The sequence below is a fragment of the Enterobacter sp. FW301-JW81 genome (assembly GCF_058788735.1).
The window spans coordinates 260,186-274,861 of record NZ_JBYTBA010000004.1 but is presented as its reverse complement, the minus strand read 5'-3'; the positions used below and the strand labels follow the sequence as shown (position 1 = coordinate 274,861).

The 14,676-nt window shown below is 61.3% G+C and carries 14 protein-coding genes; 6 read left to right on the top strand and 8 right to left on the bottom strand.

The features are described 5' to 3' along the window. Position 1 precedes the first annotated feature (1 nt). Genes AC3WOK_RS14725 through AC3WOK_RS14710 form a run of 4 tightly spaced genes read right to left on the bottom strand, consistent with a single transcriptional unit; the run spans position 2 to position 3,537 of the window. Entirely contained in the window at positions 2–1,258 is a 1,257-nt protein-coding gene (locus AC3WOK_RS14725; RefSeq protein ID WP_492354725.1) for an FAD-dependent oxidoreductase, read from the bottom strand. After that, entirely contained in the window at positions 1,245–1,499 is a 255-nt protein-coding gene (locus AC3WOK_RS14720) for a 2Fe-2S iron-sulfur cluster-binding protein (RefSeq protein ID WP_429054948.1), read from the bottom strand. The genes AC3WOK_RS14725 and AC3WOK_RS14720 overlap by 14 nt, the downstream gene beginning before the upstream one ends. Next, positions 1,496–2,599, bottom strand: coding sequence for an NAD(P)/FAD-dependent oxidoreductase (locus tag AC3WOK_RS14715; RefSeq protein ID WP_492354724.1), 1,104 nt, complete (start codon positions 2,597–2,599; stop codon positions 1,496–1,498). The genes AC3WOK_RS14720 and AC3WOK_RS14715 overlap by 4 nt, the downstream gene beginning before the upstream one ends. Next, positions 2,596–3,537 (bottom strand): 4-hydroxyproline epimerase, encoded by a 942-nt coding sequence (locus AC3WOK_RS14710; RefSeq protein WP_492354723.1) that lies wholly within the window; start codon positions 3,535–3,537, stop codon positions 2,596–2,598. The genes AC3WOK_RS14715 and AC3WOK_RS14710 overlap by 4 nt, the downstream gene beginning before the upstream one ends. A gap of 308 nt (positions 3,538–3,845) precedes the next feature. Between AC3WOK_RS14710 and AC3WOK_RS14705 the strand changes: the two genes are divergently transcribed. The 6 genes from AC3WOK_RS14705 (at position 3,846) to tsr (ending at position 11,759) form a co-directional block, all read left to right on the top strand. Continuing rightward, on the top strand, positions 3,846–4,661 hold the full coding sequence (locus AC3WOK_RS14705; protein ID WP_047346256.1) for an AraC family transcriptional regulator: 816 nt from the start codon (positions 3,846–3,848) through the stop codon (positions 4,659–4,661). Between the two features lie 138 nt (positions 4,662–4,799). Next, positions 4,800–5,720 carry a dihydrodipicolinate synthase family protein gene (locus tag AC3WOK_RS14700; RefSeq protein ID WP_492354722.1) on the top strand — a complete coding sequence of 307 codons (921 nt, stop codon included), beginning with the start codon at positions 4,800–4,802 and terminating at the stop codon, positions 5,718–5,720. A 14-nt stretch (positions 5,721–5,734) separates the two neighbouring features. Beyond that, a complete protein-coding gene (locus AC3WOK_RS14695) occupies positions 5,735–7,342 on the top strand; it encodes an aldehyde dehydrogenase (NADP(+)) (protein ID WP_492354721.1) in 1,608 nt (535 codons plus the stop codon). Positions 7,343–7,353: 11 nt separating this feature from the next. Further along, on the top strand, positions 7,354–8,955 hold the full coding sequence (locus tag AC3WOK_RS14690) for an APC family permease (protein ID WP_492354720.1): 1,602 nt from the start codon (positions 7,354–7,356) through the stop codon (positions 8,953–8,955). 11 nt (positions 8,956–8,966) lie between these two features. Continuing rightward, entirely contained in the window at positions 8,967–9,977 is a 1,011-nt protein-coding gene (locus tag AC3WOK_RS14685) for an Ldh family oxidoreductase (RefSeq protein WP_059312652.1), read from the top strand. A 117-nt stretch (positions 9,978–10,094) separates the two neighbouring features. Beyond that, positions 10,095–11,759, top strand: coding sequence for a methyl-accepting chemotaxis protein (gene tsr, locus AC3WOK_RS14680; RefSeq protein WP_063429554.1), 1,665 nt, complete (start codon positions 10,095–10,097; stop codon positions 11,757–11,759). A 92-nt stretch (positions 11,760–11,851) separates the two neighbouring features. Here tsr and AC3WOK_RS14675 read toward each other — a convergent pair whose 3' ends face one another. The 4 genes from AC3WOK_RS14675 to AC3WOK_RS14660 all read right to left on the bottom strand — a co-directional run bounded on the left by AC3WOK_RS14675 (position 11,852) and on the right by AC3WOK_RS14660 (position 14,666). After that, positions 11,852–12,358: a GNAT family N-acetyltransferase gene (locus AC3WOK_RS14675; RefSeq protein ID WP_492354719.1), complete on the bottom strand. Its 507-nt coding sequence runs from the start codon at positions 12,356–12,358 to the stop codon at positions 11,852–11,854. A gap of 29 nt (positions 12,359–12,387) precedes the next feature. Then, positions 12,388–12,861, bottom strand: a complete 474-nt coding sequence (locus AC3WOK_RS14670) for a FidL-like protein (RefSeq protein ID WP_059312649.1) — start codon at positions 12,859–12,861, stop codon at positions 12,388–12,390. Position 12,862: 1 nt separating this feature from the next. Then, a complete protein-coding gene (locus AC3WOK_RS14665) occupies positions 12,863–13,603 on the bottom strand; it encodes a winged helix-turn-helix domain-containing protein (RefSeq protein ID WP_059312648.1) in 741 nt (246 codons plus the stop codon). Positions 13,604–13,730: 127 nt separating this feature from the next. Next, positions 13,731–14,666 (bottom strand): Csu type fimbrial protein, encoded by a 936-nt coding sequence (locus AC3WOK_RS14660; RefSeq protein ID WP_235836444.1) that lies wholly within the window; start codon positions 14,664–14,666, stop codon positions 13,731–13,733. Positions 14,667–14,676 lie beyond the last annotated feature (10 nt).

The following is a 14,676-nucleotide window of genomic DNA, read 5'->3' as shown; positions in this document are numbered from 1 at the left end:
TTCACTCCTCCGGTTTTGCCAGTTGGACCAGCGTGTCGAGACGCGCGGGGGAGAGCGGCTCGCGCGGCTGCGGCAGCGGCCAGCCGTACAGCCAGCGCGCGCTGGTGGCGCAGATTTTGCCCTGACAGGCGCCCATTCCGCAGCGTGAGGCCAGCTTCGCCGCTTGCCAGCCTTCGGCGTGTTGCACATCGCCGCAGCGCACGTCCTCGCAGCGGCACAGCAGCGTGTCTGGCGTAACCGCCTCTTTGAGCGCCTCAGGCAGCGCGAACGTGTCGTGCAGCGCCCGGGCAAAACGCTGCCAGCGCGTGCGGTCTGAGAGGGCTTTTTCTGCCTTTCCGGGGTTATCCGCCGCGATATAACCGGCGATTTCCCCTTCCGCCAGCGCCAGTTCGCTGCCGCCAAAGCCGGTGCATTCTCCGGCGGCGTAGATATCCTTCACGCTGGTGCGTTGCTCTGCGTCGACCCAAATGGCCTGATTTTCCGTTTTGCAGCCAAAGAGCGCGCCAGGCTCCAGGTTCGGCACCAGCCCGTAGCCGATCGCCAGCCTGTCGCAGCCAATCTCCCGGGTGTTTCCCCTGCGGCGCACGGTGACGGACTGGAGCTGTGATTCCCCCCCGGCGCGAATAACCTGGCTTGCCGGGTGGTAGTGGGCCGGGAAGAGCTCGCCGAGCTGGAGCAGTTTTTCTGGCCAGCGCCAGAGCCCGGCGGCGAACTGAACCAGCGCGCCCATCGGCGCCTGTTCAACGATGGCCACGATATTTCCGCCTGCGCGTTTCACCGTGCCGGCGACCGCCAGCAGCAGCGGCCCGCTGCCCGCAATGACCACGCGTTCCCCCCTGAGCTGCAGGCCGTGCTTAATCTGGGCCTGCAGGCCTCCGGCTCCCGTCACGCCGGGAAGCGTCCAGCCGGGAAACGGCAGAGAGAGCTCCCGCGCGCCGCAGCATAAAATGAGCCGCTGCCAGCGTATCTGGCCGCAGCCGTCGGCGGTTTCAAAAATAATCGCATAGGGTTCATGGCGGGCAATCAGTCGGGCACCGCTAAGCAACGTAATGCGCGGCTGTTTCGCGACCGCCTGACGCAGGCGTAAGGCGCGCTGAGGCAGCGAGACCTGCGGGCCGTCGCGCCAGATTTGCCCGCCGGGGCGCGGATTGTCGTCGAGAACTATTACTGATTTTCCGCAGCGTGCGGCGGCCAGCGCCGCCGATAGCCCTGCGGGCCCTGCGCCGAGGATCGCGATCTCACAGTCAAACGTTCGCATGCTGGCTCCTTTCAATCACCATATCGGGCTGACATTCCGTCTGGCAGGCCAGCATCCGGCGTCCGTTTACCGTGACGCGGCACTCCTGACAGACGCCCATTCCGCAGAAGGGGGCGCGCCGCTCGCCGCTGACCGAGCTGCGGGTCACGCCATTGCCCGCTAACGCCAGCGCCGCCGCAACGCTGATGCCTGCAGGCACGTCGCAGGGTTCACCGTCGATAACGATGTTAAGCGTCGTCATGCAATGGCCTCCTGCTTGTACAGCCGGGCGGGAAGCCAGGCATCCGGCGCAACGGGCGGGTTTTCGCCCAGGATTTGGGCGCAGAGCAGTTCGGCGGTCGCGGGGGCGGTGGTGACGCCCAGCCCTTCATGCCCGATCGCCAGCCAGACTCCCTGGCGCGTGGGGTGCGGGCCGATAAGCGGGTTGCCGTCTGCCGACGCGGCGCGAAAACCGCTCCAGCAGCGGATGATATTCAGGCTCTCCAGCGAGGGTAAAAAATGACGCGCCCGCGCCAGCATGCTGGCCAGAAGGGGGAAATCGACCTCGCGGTCGGTGTTGTCGAACTGGCGGGAAGAGCCAATCAGCAGCTGTCCGGTGGGGCGCGGCTGGATATTAAACGCGACCGAGGTACCGCCCGCATGCGCGCTGGCGCCGTATCCCAGCTCCACGAGCTGATGGCTGAGCAGCGGGCCGTAGCGATCGGCGATCGCCAGCTGGCCTTTTTTCGCCCGGAGCCATTTCTCGCCAAGAAGCGCGTTGGTGCCCAGGCCGCAGGCAATGACGATTGCGCTTGCGCGCAGGCGTTTTCCGCTTCGCAGCGTGACAAAAGGCGCCTCGACGGAGATGGCGCTATCCCGCAGAGGCGTTATGTCGGCATCGTCAATAAGCCAGCGGGCGACGTTCGGGGCGTAGACAATGCCGTCTCCGGGCACCCACAGCCCGCCGGCGAGCCGGGAGGTCAGCAGGGGCTCCCGGGCGGCAATCTGGCTGCGGGTCTGCATTTCGCTGGTGACCTGGTATTGCGCCATCCGCTGCTTTTTTTCCTCTGCCAGCGCCAGCTCCTGCGGCGTTTCTGCCAGCCACAGCGTGCCGCAACCGCGCCAGGCGCAGCTTTCCGGCATCCGGGGCGTCAGCGTCCGCCAGCGCGACAGCGACCAGGCGGAAAGGGCGAGCTCCGCGGGATCGTCATCCATACACACCAGATGGCCCATCCCCGCCGCGGTGGCCCCTGCACTGCCGTCGTCAATCAGCGTGACCCGCTGCCCGCGCTTTGCGAGCTGCCAGGCGCAGGCCGCACCGACGATCCCGGCACCGATGACAATGACGTCGCTTTCGGTCACAGCGCAATCCCCCAGCGGAATGGATCGTCGGGATTAAGGATCAGCCGGTTATCGCCGCAGACCCAGGCTTCTCCGCGGATCGTCGGGACTATCCGGTCGCCGTGCGCCACGAAACTGGCCGTAAATTCGCTGCCGATAATGCTCGCCTGGCGCCAGGTTTCCCCCGCCACGAGCTTGCCGTCCCCGGCCAGGCAGGCCAGCTTGGCGCTGGTGCCGGTGCCGCAGGGCGAGCGATCCCAGGCTTTTCCCGGGCACAGGACAAAGCTGCGGCTGTCCGCACGGTCATCGTCAGCAAACAGTTCGATATGATCGATAATGCCGTCATGTTCACCGCGAATGCCGGCACGTTCTAACCCTTCCCGGATAGCCCAGGCATACGCCGTCAGGTCGGGGATAGCTGCAGGCGTGACGGCAAAGGGATGATCGTTGACGAGGAAAAACCAGTTGCCGCCCCAGGCGATGTCGCCGATAACCGGGCCGTGGGCGGTTTCAACCCGCACCTGCTTGCGCCAGCGGTAAGCCGGAACGTTTTCTACCGAAACGCTGCCGTCGTCGTGCAGCGTAGCGGTCACGTCGCCCACCGGCGTTTCAATCATGTGTTTGCCGGGCTGAATGCGTCCCAGCCAGGCCAGCGAAGCGATAAGCCCGATGGTGCCGTGTCCGCACATGTTCAGAAAACCGCTGTTATTGAAGAAGATAACCCCCGCGGTGGCCTGCGGTGAAACCGGCTCGCAGAGCAGGGCCCCGACCAGCACGTCGTTACCGCGCGGCTCAAGAATAATGGCTTTGCGCCAGTCGTCGTAGTCGCGGGCGAAGCGCGTCCGGCGCTCGGCCATGCTGCCTGTTCCCAGATCCGGAAAACCGTCGATAACCAGGCGGGTGGGTTCGCCGCCGGTGTGGGAGTCAATTACTCTCAGTTCACTGTGCTGCGCTGTCATGGGATCTCCGGAAAGTTAACATCTTGTTGCCAGATGCTGGCGCATACCCGGCGTTCCCGCTTGATCGCTTTCATCACCAGAAATGACGAAATCGGCACAGTAGCGGGCTTTGTCCTTAAGCGAAATTCATATTTATTTCTTATTAATCATTCTGTTGTTGCTGTGGTAAACCAAATCAGGCAACTGCGCCAGTGGATGAAACGGGGGAAATCATAAACCTGTGGCAGGATCGCAAAACGCAGTAAGGGCACTTGATGAGTTAATAAAAAGTTAATAAAGATCCAGCTCACCTATCGGGAGGAAGCATGATGTCCTGTGTGATTGATGACGGGCTGGCTCCATCGCCGGCGCTGGAAGTGGCTGAACTCAGCCAGATCTGTGAAGGGCTGGCGCGCCAGCGTCCGGACAATATTCAGACGTTGCTGCACGCGATGGGCCTGATTGCGCCGCTGCTCAACGCCATTCCTGACGTGGTCTTTTTTGTCAAAGACGTGCAGGCCCGGTATCTGATGGTCAACATGACGCTGGCGCGTCGCTGCGGGTTTAAAACCGTTGTTTCTCTGCTGGGGAAAACCTCTGCCGATGTGTTCCCGTCCGCGCTGGGGAAAGGCTATACCGAGCAGGATATGCGGGTGTTGCGTGAGGGCGTGACGCTGCGCGACCAGCTGGAGATGCATCTTTACAACGGTCGCGAGCGCGGCTGGTGTTTAACCCAGAAGCTGGCGCTGCGGGATGCGCAGGGTCAGGTGATCGGCATGGCGGGAATTTCACACGACCTGCAGGAAGCGCAGGCGCGTCACCCGGCCTGGCAGCGGCTGGCGATCGTCGACGAGCATATCCGCAAACATTATCACCGGCCGATCGCGATGGAGGAACTTACCGCGCTGAGCGGGATGTCGGTGGCGCAAATCGAACGCTACTGTAAGCGTATTTTTCATCTCACCCCGCGTCAGATGATACACAAAGTCCGGCTGGAAAAAGCCACCGAGCTGCTGGCGGGTGATACGCCGATTACCGATATTGCCCTGCAGTGCGGCTATACCGATCACAGCGCCTTTAGCCGCCAGTTCAAGGCCCTGACCGGCTCTACGCCGCGTGATTTTCGCCTCACGCTGGCCGGGTAAGCCCAGCGCATTGTGCTAATTTCGTCATCAAAGGGGAGGAAAACCACCAAGCCGTCGGCCGCCTGAAACGTCAATCTGTCAGTGAATATTCACCATTCATTCACTTTGATTTAACAAATTGACGACAAGGAACCGAACATGAGCAAGAAAGCCATTCACTGGAGCGGTGTATTCCCGGCAGTCAGCACCCAGTTTCGCAGCGATTACTCCGTCGATCTGGATGCCACCCATGCGGTGATGAAAAACCTGGTTAAGGATGGTGTTTCCGGCCTGGTGGTGTGCGGCAGCGTGGGGGAAAACACCTCTCTGACCACTCAGGAAAAGCTGCAGATTATCAAAGTGGCGAAAGACGCGGCGGGCGGTCAGATCCCGGTTATCGCCGGCGTTGCAGAATTTACCACCGCGTTTGCGCAGAAGATGGCGAAAGAGGCCGAGCGCGTGGGAGTCGACGGCATCATGGTGATGCCGGCGCTGGTTTACTCTTCAAAGCCGCACGAGACGGCGGCGCACTTCCGCAGCGTGGCCACCGCCACCGACCTGCCGATCATGGTGTACAACAACCCACCCATCTACAAAAACGACGTGACGCCGGACATCCTGGCGACGCTTACGGACTGCGACAACATCGTCTGCTTCAAAGACTCTTCCGGCGACACCCGCCGTTTTATCGACCTGCGTAACGCCGTTGGCGACCGCTTTGTGCTGTTTGCCGGGCTGGATGACGTGGTGGTCGAGAGCATCGCCGTTGGGGCGGAAGGCTGGATTTCCGGAATGTCGAACGCCTTCCCGCGCGAAGGGGAGACGCTGTTCCGCCTGGCGAAACAGCAGCGCTATGAAGAGGCGATGGCGCTTTACCGCTGGTTTATGCCGCTGCTGCATCTGGATGCGCGCCCGGATCTGGTGCAGTGCATCAAGCTGTGCGAAGAGCTGCTGGGACGCGGCAGCGCCATAACCCGACCGCCGCGTCTGGCGCTGGAAGGGGAAACCCGTGCGGAAGTGGTGGCGATTGTTGAGAAGGCGCTGGCAACCCGTCCGCAGCTGCCCGACGTTGGCCTTTAAGCGCAGGAGTGACGATGACTTTATCTCCCACTGTTTCAGGCCAGCAGTTCATCGCCGGACGCCGCGTCGCAAGCGGTGAGGCGACGCTACCGAGCCTGCGTGCGGCTGACAATCAGCCGACCGGATACCGCTTTTACCCGGCCTCCCGCGAAGAGGCCGCGGCCGCAGCGGTGGCGGCCGGGCAGGCATTTCCGATCTATTCACAGACGTCGCCCGAGGTTCGCGCCCGCTTTCTCGATACCCTCGCCGACGAGCTGGATTTACTCGGCGAGGACTTTTTCGCGATAGCCCACCAGGAGACGGCCCTGCCGCTGCCGCGGCTGCAGGGAGAGCGCGCCCGAACGAGCCATCAGCTGCGCATGTTTGCCGGCCTGCTGCGCCGGGGCGATGCTTTCGGCGTGCGTATTGATACCGCGCTTCCCGCGCGTCAGCCGCTGCCGCGCCCGGATCTGCGTCAGTATTTGACCGCCCTGGGGCCGGTGGCGATATTCGGCGCCAGCAATTTCCCTCTGGCCTTTTCTACGGCAGGCGGGGACACGGCCTCCGCGCTGGCGGCGGGTTGCCCGGTGGTGGTGAAAGCGCATCCGGGCCACATGGCGACGGCAGAGTTAACCGCCCGGGCGATAGCGCGTGCGGTGGAGAAATCTGCGCTGCCTGCGGGCGTATTTAACATGATTTTCGGTACCGATATTGGCGCCGAGCTGGTCCGTCACCCGGCGATTCAGGCGGTCGGGTTTACCGGCTCGCTGCGCGGCGGTAAGGCGCTCTGGCAAATTGCGCAGCAGCGTCCACGGCCGATCCCGGTCTTTGCGGAAATGTCGGCCATTAATCCGCTGATTATTCTGCCCCAGGCGTTAGCCTCCCGGGCGGAGACGCTGGCGAAGGAGCTGGTGGCCTCCTTCACCCTCGGCTGCGGGCAGTTTTGCACCAAGCCGGGGCTGATCCTGGCGCTGCGGGGGGAAGGCTTTTCCCGCTTCACTCAGGCGCTGAAGGATGCGGTGAACCCGGCGCCGGCGCAGACAATGCTCAATGCCCCGACCCTTGCTCACTACGAAGAGGGCGTGCGCGCGCTTGAGGCGCATCCAGATATTCAGCGGCTGGCAGGGGCTGATGAGTTTATCAGCGGACGCGCGCAGGCTCGCCTCTATCAGGCCCCGGCTTCGCTGCTGCTGGCGCAGGATCCTCTGTTGCAGCACGAGGTGTTTGGCCCCCTGGCGGTGCTGGTGGAGGTGGCTGACGAGGCCGAGCTGCAGTCCATCCTGCGCGCCCTTCAGGGCCAGCTAACGGCTACTGTTCACGCTGAGTCGGATGACGGGCCGCTGGCGCAGCGCCTGCTGCCTGCGCTCAGTGAAAAGGCGGGACGCGTGTTGTTCAACGGTTATCCGACCGGCGTAGAAGTGTGCGACGCCATGGTGCACGGCGGTCCGTGGCCTGCCACCACCGATGCACGCGGCACCTCGGTCGGAACCCAATCCATCGAACGTTTCTTACGCCCGGTGTGCCTGCAAAACGTGCCTGCCGCACTGCTGCCGCCTGCTGTCCAGGACGCTAACCCTTTGAACCTGCTGCGCCTGATTAACGGCCAGTGGACCCGGGAAGCCGTTTCCCCCTCTGTTGACTGAAGGGCATGACCATGACGATTCACTCTACGCATCACACATCGTCCCGCGTTGTTGAGTCGGGGAAATTTAAAAAGCAGCTGACGCTAACCGACCTGACGTTTATCGGTCTCGGAGCCATCTTTGGTTCCGGCTGGCTGTTTGCCGCCAGCCATGTGGCGTCCATTGCCGGGCCGGCGGGCATTGCCTCCTGGGTCATCGGCGGCATTGCCGTTCTGCTGCTGGGGATTGTCTATTGCGAACTGGGGGCGGCGCTGCCCCGCGCCGGGGGGATTATCCGCTATCCGGTCTTCTCCCACGGCGAGCTGATGGGGTATTTGCTGGGGTTTATTACGCTGATTGCGTTTTCCAGCCTGATCTCCATCGAAATAGTTGCCGCGCGCCAGTATGCGGCAGCATGGTTCCCGATGCTGACTCAGCCCGGCTCAAGCGCCCCGACGCTGCTGGGGTGGGTGGTGCAGTTTTTGCTGCTCTGTTTCTTCTTTGGTCTGAATTACTACAGCGTGAAGACCTTCGCCCGCTCCAACAACATCATCAGTATTCTGAAGTTTTTGGTGCCGCTGGCGGTCGTCGTGACCCTGTTTACCTTTTTTAAACCGGAAAACCTGCACGTTCAGGGATTCGCACCGTTTGGCATGTCGGGCGTTGAGGCCGCGATCAGCGCGGGCGGGATCATCTTTGCCTACCTGGGGCTGACGCCGATTATCTCGGTGGCGAGTGAAGTACAGAATCCGCAGCGGACGATTCCGGTGGCGCTGATTTTATCGGTGGTGCTGTCGACCATTATCTATGTGCTGCTGCAGCTGGCGTTTCTCGGCAGTATTCCGACCGGGATGTTGGGGGGCGGCTGGGCGGAAATCAGCAAGCAATTCTCGCTGCCGTATCGCGATATCGCCATTACGCTCGGCATGGGCTGGCTGGCGTTTATGGTGGTGTGCGACGCGATCGTCTCTCCCAGCGGCACCGGCAATATTTACATGAACGCGACACCGCGCGTGATTTACGGCTGGGCGAAAGCGGGGACCTTCTTTAAGGCCTTTACCCACATTGATAAAGAATCCGGCATTCCGCGCCCTGCGCTGTGGCTGACCTTCGCCTTGTCTATCTTCTGGACGCTGCCGTTCCCGTCCTGGGAGCAGCTGATTAGCGTGGTGTCCGCGGCGCTGGTTCTGAGCTATGCCATCGCCCCGGTCACGGCGGCAGGGCTGCGCCGTAATGCGTCGGATCTGCCGCGCCCGTTCCGCGTGCGCGCCTTCGGAATCATTGGCCCGGTGTCGTTTGTGATTTCCGCGCTGATTGTGTTCTGGTCCGGCTGGGGGACGCTGTCATGGCTGCTGGGGCTGCAAATTGTGATGTTTGTCGTCTACGTGCTGTGCAAATCAAAAGTGCCGGTGCACGCCGTGAGCCTGGCGCAGCAGGTGAAATCGTCCCTGTGGCTCATTGCCTTCTACGCGCTGATTATGCTTTTCTCCTGGCTTGGCAGCTTTGGGGGAACGGGGGCGATCGGCCACCCGTGGGATACGGTTGTGGTAGCGGTAATGTCGCTGGGTATTTATTACTGGGGCGAGCGAACCTGCCTGCCGCAGGCTAACTTTACCGGAGACGAAGAAGAGTAGAGGAGTCGCGAATGGAGATGGTAAACCTCTCGTTAACAGAGGCTTATGCGCTGGCGCATCAGGTGCTGCGCGAGAACGGATTCAGCGAGGCGCATGCCGCCGCGGTGGCGGAAAACGTGACGCACGGCGAGCGCGACGGCTGTGCCTCGCACGGCTTGTGGCGGCTGCTCGGGATCGTTGAGACGCTGCGCAAAGGCAAGGTCTCCCCCGACGCGGAGCCGGTTATCACCCATACCGCCCCTGCGATTGTGAAGGCGGATGCCGGCGGGGCGTTTTCCCTGCTGGCATTCGAACGCGCGCTGCCGCTGTTGATGGAAAAGGCGCGGCACTGCGGTATCGCCGCGCTGGCCATCAACCGCTGCGTGCATTTTTCAGCGCTGTTTGCCGACGTTGAGCCATTGACGCAGGCCGGTCTGGTGGCGCTGGCGACCACGCCAAGCCATGCGTGGGTTGCCCCGGCGGGAGGCACCCGGCCGCTGTTTGGTACGAATCCGATTGCCTTTGGCTGGCCGCGGGGCGACAAGCCGCCGTTTATTTTCGATATGGCCACCAGCGCGGCCGCGCGCGGTGAGATCCAGCTGCATCAGCGGGCGGGAAAAGCGGTGCCGGAAGGCTGGGGCATCGATTCTCAGGGCGAACCGACGACAGATGCCCAGGCGATCCTTGACGGCGCGATGTTGACGTTTGGCGGACATAAGGGCTCGGCGCTGGCGGCCATGGTGGAACTGCTCGCCGGGCCGCTGATTGGCGATATGACGAGCGCGGAGTCGCTGTCGTGGGATGAGGGCGCCGGCGGTTTACCCTACGGCGGCGAGCTGATTCTGGCGCTGGATCCGGCCCGGTTCCTCGGCCATGACGCCTCTGAGCACCTGGCGCGTGCCGAAACGCTTTTTACCGGGATGCAGCAGCAGGGCGCGCGTTTGCCGGGCGAGCGTCGCTATGTTTCTCGCGAGCGCGCTGTGCGGGAAGGTGTGGAGATAACCCGTTCACTTTTCAGGGATATATCCTCTTTGACGAAATAGTAGCCGGCTGCATCAACATATCAGGAGGGATTATGTCCCTCCTTCCAGTACGTTTTTCGTAAAGTTTTCCATTTCCAGGCCGAAAATTCTGTTATCTGTCTGATGGAAAGAGAAAACATGTTAAACCGTATCAAGATTGTCACCAGCTTAATGCTGGTTTTAGCGATATTTGGCCTTTTACAACTCACCTCCGGTGGTCTTTTCTTCAATGCCCTTAAGCATGACAAAGAGAATTTCACCGTTCTGCAAACCATTCGCCAGCAACAGTCCACGCTGAACGGCAGCTGGGTAGCGTTGCTGCAAACCCGTAATACCCTGAACCGTGCGGGTATCCGCTATATGATGGATCAGAGCAATATCGGCAGCGGCGCGACCGTTAACGATTTGATGCAAATCGCGTCTGCGTCTCTGAAACAGGCGGAAAAAAACTGGGCAGCCTACGAGGCCCTGCCGCGCGATCCGCGTCAAAGCGATGCGGATGCCATGGAGATCAAGCGTAACTACGATATTTACCACGGCGCGCTGGCGGAGCTGATTCAGCTACTGGGCGCAGGCAAAATCAACGCCTTCTTCGACCAGCCGACCCAGAGCTATCAGGACGGTTTTGAGAAGCAGTATGTGAGCTACCTGCAGCAGAACGACAGGCTGTACCAGATTGCGGTTGAGGACAGCAACAGCTCCTTCAGCCAGGCCATCTGGGTGCTGATTAGCGTGCTGATTGCGGTGCTGGTGGTGATCGTGGCCGTCTGGCTGGGCATCAAGCAGGCGCTGATCTCCCCGCTGACGCGTCTGATCGACAACATTCGCCATATCGCCAGCGGCGACCTGGTGAAGCGCATTGAAGTTGAAGGCGCGAACGAAATGGGTGAACTGGCCGACTCGCTGCGTCATATGCAGGGCGAGCTGGTGCGTACCGTTGGCGACGTGCGTAACGGCGCGAATGCTATCTACAGCGGTGCGAGCGAAATCGCGATGGGCAATAACGACCTCTCTTCCCGTACCGAGCAGCAGGCCGCTTCCCTGGAAGAGACCGCAGCCAGCATGGAGCAGCTGACGGCAACCGTTAAGCAGAACGCCGAGAACGCCCGCCAGGCGAGCCATCTTGCGCTGAGCGCCTCTGAAACCGCGCAGAAAGGCGGTAAAGTGGTGGATAACGTGGTGCAGACCATGCGCGATATCGCGGGCAGTTCGCAGAAAATTGCCGACATTATCAGCGTGATCGACGGTATTGCCTTCCAGACCAACATCCTGGCATTGAACGCAGCGGTAGAAGCGGCGCGTGCGGGCGAACAGGGCCGCGGTTTTGCGGTGGTGGCAGGTGAAGTCCGCAACCTGGCGCAGCGCAGCGCCCAGGCAGCACGCGAGATCAAGAGCCTGATTGAAGACTCTGTGGGCCGCGTGGAAGTCGGTTCAACGCTGGTAGAAAGTGCCGGTGAAACCATGGGTGAAATCGTGAATGCGGTCACCCGCGTAACGGACATCATGGGTGAAATCGCCTCTGCGTCTGACGAGCAGAGCCGCGGTATCGACCAGGTGGGGCTGGCGGTGGCCGAGATGGATCGCGTGACCCAGCAGAACGCCTCGCTGGTTGAAGAGTCTGCGGCGGCAGCGGCCGCGCTGGAAGAGCAGGCGAGCCGCCTGACTCAGGCCGTGGCGGTGTTCCGCATTCAGCAGGAGCAGATGAAGGCGCGCGAGTTCGCCGCGTCTAAAGCGGTTTCCACGCCGGTGATGGCGCGTAAAACGGCGACCGTCGATTCAGGCGATAACTGGGAAACGTTCTAACTCTGTGCGTTGTGCCGGGTGGCGGCTGCGCCTTACCCGGCCTACGGTTCAGGGTGTTGTAGGCCCGGTAAGCGCAGCGCCACCGGGCGATATTACAGAGGCAGGCGCATGGCGCAGCGCGTTTCATACGCCAGGCCGTGCGCTGCCTCTTCTTCTCTTTTCTGACGCAGTTCAGGCGTGAGATCGGTGACGTATTCAAACCCCAGCCGTGCATAGAACGGCGCGTTCCACGCGACGTCCCGGAACGTCGTCAGCGTCAGCGACGCCAGCCCTGCCTTACGGGCATGGTCAGCCGCACGGGCGATGAGCTGCCGGCCAATTCCTTTTCCCTGCCAGTCCAGATCGACCGAGAGCTCCACAATAAACAGCGACGACGCGTGCGCTTCTGTGAGGATAAACCCCACGGGGCGATTGTTCGCCGCTGCCAGCCAGCTTAGCCCGCGTTCGACATACCCGAGGTGCTGTTCTACGGAAATGACCTCACCCCCGGCAAGCCAGGCGAGTGCCGGGACGTCACGAAAACGTCCGGCCGCCGCGCGCTCAATGGCGGGCAGGGCGGTAACGTCGCTAGGGGCAGTGGGGCGAATATGAATGTGCATGGCGGCAAGTATAGCCTGACCCGTCGACGTTATTCCGAGCAGATCAGCACCGGTGAGTAAAAATTGCTGATCACCAGCGCGTCTTCCGGCGTGCGCTCTATCGTCAGAAGCCTTTTATTGCCCAGCGTCAGGCCCGCGACGTACTTTTCAAAGACCCCTGGCGGCATGGCATCGTGGCTAAAACGCTCCACTTTTTGAATGACAATCTCATACAGTTCGCCCTCAACGTGACGCCATTTAAACATCTCCTGGCGGGAAACCTCCCAGCTGCGCGGCGCGTTCACCACGCTGCCGTTTAGCGTGATGTACCCCGTTTTGTCGGGATGAAAACGCATAATGATCTCGCCGTCAAAGGTGAAGTCGTGGCTGTCGCGCCTGTCGGAAAAGGTCAGGTTTCCGTCGCAGGCCACCGACAGCGGGGGCGTGTAAAAGTACCACGCCAGCGCGGCGCCCAGCAGCAGCAGGTTGAGGATCAGAATCAGCCAAACTTTTTTGTGTCTCATATCACCACTCGTAATAGTAAAGCGTACGACAGGCGCTGGCTTTACCCCTCGTGAGGGAACATTGGGAGAGCACCAGCCGCCCTTCGTGGCCGTAGAAAAGCGTTCTCTGAATGTGCATGTAGAAAATAGAATTTTTCAGGCACGGAAGATGGCCATCCTGCTGAAGACTCTGCGCCAGCCCAATCGCCTTCTCATGGAACACGTCCGCCAGCGGCGTAAAGGTGTAGACCGGACACGTGCCAATATGGGTCAGCAGGTGGATCTCCCGCTGCTGGGTTGCCGGCTTGATTACCGTTATCCAGATGCACAGCGCAACGATCGCCAGCGTGAGCGCACCGCAGAACAGCACGTCCGGTCGAACGCGCCTTACGGATGTCGCCGTTTTGGCTGCCGGACACGGCTCCTCCAGCGCGGTGACCGTGACGTCTGCGCTGAGCATAAAGCCCGTTTTAGGTACGGTGACGATAAACAGCACGTCGGGAAGCAGGCTTGCCAGCAATTTACGTAAGATGCTGATGTACTGGTTTAGCGAATTGTTCGACCCCTGCAGCCCGCGCCTGTCCCAGACCTCCTGAAGAAGCGTCTCTCGTTCGACCACGTTCCCATGATGCTGCACCAGCAGCTTCATGATGGTATTGGCCGTGCAGGTGAGGATCTGCGCATCCTCATCCGGCGCATTGATAAGAGAAACAGAACCGTCCTCGTCGTTGTAGACGAGGGCGTCAGCAAGCAGGTATTTCATAAGTTGTTGTAATACAGACAGAGATAACGAATAAAAGAACAGGCCTTTCGCCTGATTAAGCAGAGCTGTTGGCTATTTTAGCGCCATTGTTACCGATAACATTGATCCAGGCAGGATTTTGCGCTGTTTAATAAGTCAGCGTGATTATCACGTCATCGCTGAATTCCCCCGTGCCACTCAGGGGCTGCGCCGGGACGTCTCCGTAGACGGTGAAATTCTGCGTCCCGCCCGCGGGGTTGGTGACCTGCATCGCATCGCCGCTGCTTTGGTCGCCCCAGCGTTGAGTGGTCCCCGCATCCTGCCAGAGGCCGTAGCGCAGGCACTGGCCTTCATCGTTGCACAGCTGCCGCTGGTTGCCGCTGGCATGATTGCCTTTTCCCATCGCGAGCGTGAACGCGGTGCCGGCCGGGCAGCGCGTGGTGAGGGTGGCCGTGGAGCGCGTCGGGCGCAGCGTGGCGGTGCTGGTCAGGGTGCCAAAGTTAAGCGGGGTGACGTGCTCTATGTAACATCCCTCGCGAATTTCGGCCTGCGCGTTGCTTCCGCCCTGCACCTGTTCGCCCTCGGCGGAGCCGTCTGAACAGTTCTGCAGGGCATCCTGACGGGAGGCGCTGTGCCACGCTATGCGCAGATTCATGTTGTAGTTGTAATAGTGGTACGCCGGGAGCTGGCTTTGCCCTGCCGGGAGGGTGGCGATAAGCGGAAAGCTGCCGCTGATATTGGCATTGCTGTCGGCGGTCAGGGTCTGCTGGATAAGATCCCCGCGGCTGGCGGGACCCAGCTCCTGGGAGCGCGCGACGCCGTTGAGAATACGAAAAATCAGGGTGTATTGTTTACCCTCCTGGTCCCCCGGCGAGACCATCTGAAAGGGCGGAGCGTCGATGCTGCTCAGGCAGACATTGATATACTCTGTCGTACCGAGGTTGTCCGCCTGGCAGCTGAATTTGACCTCGGCGTGGGTCGAGGACGCATTGCCCGCCGCGATAGCGCCAAAGTTGATGACGGCAGGCGAGGTTATCCAGCAGGCGGCCGCCATCGCCTTCAGGGACAGTAATAGCAGCAACATTATCGAGGCT

What these genes read in the sequence shown, in the direction of transcription:
- AC3WOK_RS14675 (WP_492354719.1), bottom strand. Translation starts at nt 12,358, where the DNA reads ATGCACATTCATATTCGCCCCACTGCCCCTAGCGACGTTACCGCCCTG.
- AC3WOK_RS14705 (WP_047346256.1), top strand. Translation starts at nt 3,846, where the DNA reads ATGTCCTGTGTGATTGATGACGGGCTGGCTCCATCGCCGGCGCTGGAA.
- AC3WOK_RS14720 (WP_429054948.1), bottom strand. Translation starts at nt 1,499, where the DNA reads ATGACGACGCTTAACATCGTTATCGACGGTGAACCCTGCGACGTGCCT.
- AC3WOK_RS14685 (WP_059312652.1), top strand. Translation starts at nt 8,967, where the DNA reads ATGGAGATGGTAAACCTCTCGTTAACAGAGGCTTATGCGCTGGCGCAT.
- AC3WOK_RS14660 (WP_235836444.1), bottom strand. Translation starts at nt 14,666, where the DNA reads ATGTTGCTGCTATTACTGTCCCTGAAGGCGATGGCGGCCGCCTGCTGG.
- AC3WOK_RS14710 (WP_492354723.1), bottom strand. Translation starts at nt 3,537, where the DNA reads ATGACAGCGCAGCACAGTGAACTGAGAGTAATTGACTCCCACACCGGC.
- AC3WOK_RS14725 (WP_492354725.1), bottom strand. Translation starts at nt 1,258, where the DNA reads ATGCGAACGTTTGACTGTGAGATCGCGATCCTCGGCGCAGGGCCCGCA.
- AC3WOK_RS14665 (WP_059312648.1), bottom strand. Translation starts at nt 13,603, where the DNA reads ATGAAATACCTGCTTGCTGACGCCCTCGTCTACAACGACGAGGACGGT.
- tsr (WP_063429554.1), top strand. Translation starts at nt 10,095, where the DNA reads ATGTTAAACCGTATCAAGATTGTCACCAGCTTAATGCTGGTTTTAGCG.
- AC3WOK_RS14690 (WP_492354720.1), top strand. Translation starts at nt 7,354, where the DNA reads ATGACGATTCACTCTACGCATCACACATCGTCCCGCGTTGTTGAGTCG.
- AC3WOK_RS14700 (WP_492354722.1), top strand. Translation starts at nt 4,800, where the DNA reads ATGAGCAAGAAAGCCATTCACTGGAGCGGTGTATTCCCGGCAGTCAGC.
- AC3WOK_RS14695 (WP_492354721.1), top strand. Translation starts at nt 5,735, where the DNA reads ATGACTTTATCTCCCACTGTTTCAGGCCAGCAGTTCATCGCCGGACGC.
- AC3WOK_RS14670 (WP_059312649.1), bottom strand. Translation starts at nt 12,861, where the DNA reads ATGAGACACAAAAAAGTTTGGCTGATTCTGATCCTCAACCTGCTGCTG.